2 protein-coding genes and 1 pseudogene are annotated in these 2,772 nt (G+C 70.7%); 1 reads left to right on the top strand and 2 read right to left on the bottom strand.

What is annotated here, in order from left to right:
- Positions 1–27: 27 nt before the first annotated feature.
- Entirely contained in the window at positions 28–1,464 is a 1,437-nt protein-coding gene (locus IRY44_RS30380; RefSeq protein ID WP_194803561.1) for a TldD/PmbA family protein, read from the bottom strand.
- A gap of 68 nt (positions 1,465–1,532) precedes the next feature.
- Positions 1,533–2,082 (bottom strand): annotated as a pseudogene (locus tag IRY44_RS31450) (Uma2 family endonuclease).
- Between the two features lie 240 nt (positions 2,083–2,322).
- On the opposite strand from IRY44_RS31450, the gene IRY44_RS30370 reads away from it, so the two are divergent.
- On the top strand, positions 2,323–2,772 hold a 450-nt coding region (locus tag IRY44_RS30370; protein WP_194803560.1), incomplete at its 3' end, for an ATP-binding cassette domain-containing protein.

The following is a 2,772-nucleotide window of genomic DNA, read 5'->3' as shown; positions in this document are numbered from 1 at the left end:
CCGCCCTGAGCCTGCTGACTCGCTCGCTCATGCCCGCACCCCCACCCGGACGCCGCGGAACCGGGCCGGCGCGGCCGGGTGACCGGTGTGCCCGACCTGACCGGGCTGCCCCTTCCCGCAGTTGGGTGTGCCCCAGGCGACAGTCTCCGAGGAGAGCATGTCCATCGAGCGCCAGAAGACCGGACCGATGCCGGTATAGGTCGGGTTGCGCAGCATCCGCCCCCGGCGGCCCTTCTTCACCTCCCAGCCGATCTCGCAGCCGAACTGGAAGTTGAGCCGCTTGTCGTCGATCGACCAGGACCGGTTGATGTCCATCAGCACCCCGTCGTCGGTGGCCGCGATGATCTCGTCCAGCGTGTGCGGGCCGGGTTCCAGGCCCACGTTCGTCATCCGCACCATCGGCAGTCGGGCCCAGCCGTCGGCCCGTACGCTGCCGCCGTAGTCGAGGCCCGCGACGGCGGCCGAGTCACGGCCGGCGAGCACCCCGACCCACCGCCCCTCGCGGACCGCGTCCCGGGCGACCGCCGGGGAGCCCTCGTCGTCGAAGCCGAAGCTGCCGAGCGCGCCGGGGATGGTCGGATCGATGGTCACGTTCATCAGCTCGGAGCCGTACCGCAGCGAGCCGAGGCGGGCCAGGTCGAGCCAGGACGTGCCGGCGAACGCCGCCTCCCAGCCGAGGATGCGGTCCAGCTCGATGGCGTGCCCGACGGACTCGTGGATCTGCAACGCGAGCTGCTCGCCGCCGAGGATCAGATCGGTCTCGCCGGACGGGCAGAGCGGCGCGGTGAGCAGCTCGCGGGACTCCTCCGCGATCCGGGCGGCGTGCGCGGCCAGGTCGAGCGAGGTGACCAGCTCCCAGCCGGTGGTGCCGTACTGCCCGCGGTAGCTCGGGTAGGACCGCCGCTGCGTCTCGCCGGCACCGATCGAGGTGGCCGAGATGCCGCCGCCGCACTCCCGGATGCGCTGGTCGATCCGGTGGCCCTCGCTGGAGACGAACCACTTCGAGGTGTCCCAGATCTGGTAGAGCCCCTCGGCCAGGTCGGCGCCGTGCTCGCGCATCGTCGCCGTGGCGCGGACCAGCAGGTCGCCCTTGTCCGACAGCGGCACCCCGAGCGGGTCGACGGCGCAGTCCGAGGCCCAGCTCGCCACCGTCGCCTCGACCGGCACCAGGTCGATCGGCGGGCCGGGCACCCGCGCGCTCGCGGTGGCGATCGCCGCGGCGCGCCGGCCGGCGTCGCGGGCCGCGGCGTCGGACAGATCGGGTACGGCGTGGAAGCCCCACCCCGATCCGACGAGTGCGCGTACACCAAGCCCGATGCTCTCGTCCTGGCTCAGCTCCTCGATGTCGCCGTTGCGGGCCGACATCGACTCGTAGCGGCGGTGCATGACCCGGGCGTCGGCGTACCGGGCACCCGCGTCGAGAGCGGCCTGGACGGCGGCGGTCGCCGCGTCGAACTCGCTCATCCCGGCACTCCGTTGCCCTGCTGACGCTCGCTCATGCGCCCGACCCTAGGCGAGCGCACCGACATCCGTCAGGGGACGAGATCCTCCGGCCGGATCGTGGCCTGGACGGGCTCGGTCAGCTCCAGCACGGAACCGGGCTTGGTCACCGACACTTCGCGGTAGTGCCGACCCTGCCGCCGGTGCAGGTGCAGCGTGCCTGTCTCCTGCTCCACCAACAGGTACCACTCGATCCCCGCGGCGGCGTAGTAGTGCATCTTGAGCACCTTTTTCGGTTGCCGCGTTACCAGGTGAGATGACCTCGCACACGAGCCGCACGTCCCGCGCCTCGATCATCGGCTGGTCGAAGTCGATCGGCTCGGTGACTACCAGGTCGGGAATCGGTATGCGGCCTGGCTGGAGCCGGACGTTCACCGTCTCCAGCAGTTCCAGGCCGACGTGCCGGGCCGCGGCCTCCAGCAGGTTGCCGAGGTTCCGCTGGACTCGCTGGTGCCGCGGAATCGCCGCCGGCGTCACGTGCAGGCTGCCGTCGAATAATTCGAGATGGCCGTGCGTCTCGCCGAGGGCGAGGTACTCCTCTTCGGTCCACGGGCCGTCGTGGCCGAACACCGCCGCGGTCATCGTCGCCTCCACCTCGTGCCGACCGGAATCGTGCCTTCGTCGCCGGGACCGTCGTCGCACCACAAGTGCGGCGACGAGGCGACGACGGCCAGTCGCGGGTGTGGATGTCCCAGGTGACGGGCGTGCGAGACGGAGATCCAGTCGTTACGCTCAGGCCGCTGACAGGCCGCTCGATGTAGCTTATTTTCGCCTCTGGGGATTTCCTGTAGGTTCTCTTCATCACCGAAGGGGAGGCGGTCAATGGGCAGGTCGGAGGCGGTGCCGTCCGGGGAGCCGGACCGCCCGGAGGTGCCGGAGCAGCGCTCCGGCGACGGGCCCTATCTCCAGGTCAGGGACCTGCGGGTGCGGTTCGACACCGAGGACGGCGTGGTCCGGGCGGTGGACGGGGTGTCGTTCGCTGTGGAGCGGGGTCGCACGCTGGGGATCGTGGGTGAGTCCGGTTCCGGTAAGAGCGTCACCTCGCTGGCGATCCTCGGTTTGCACAACGCGAAGCGCACGACCATCTCGGGGGAGATCTCGGTGGGTGGGCGGCAGCTGGTGGGGTTGGGTGAGGAGGAGGTGCGGCGGCTGCGGGGCCGGGACATGGCGATGATCTTCCAGGATCCGTTGTCGGCGTTGCACCCGTACTACTCGGTGGGTAGGCAGATCGCGGAGGCGTACCGGGTGCATCATCCGAAGGCCGGCCGACGC

The organism is Micromonospora sp. ANENR4, assembly GCF_015354395.1.
In the GTDB taxonomy this organism is placed as follows: domain Bacteria; phylum Actinomycetota; class Actinomycetes; order Mycobacteriales; family Micromonosporaceae; genus Micromonospora; species Micromonospora aurantiaca.
The sequence above is the reverse complement of the archived record's forward strand: the minus strand, read 5'-3'. Positions and strand labels throughout refer to the sequence as shown.

What these genes read in the sequence shown, in the direction of transcription:
- IRY44_RS30380 (WP_194803561.1), bottom strand. Translation starts at nt 1,464, where the DNA reads ATGAGCGAGTTCGACGCGGCGACCGCCGCCGTCCAGGCCGCTCTCGAC.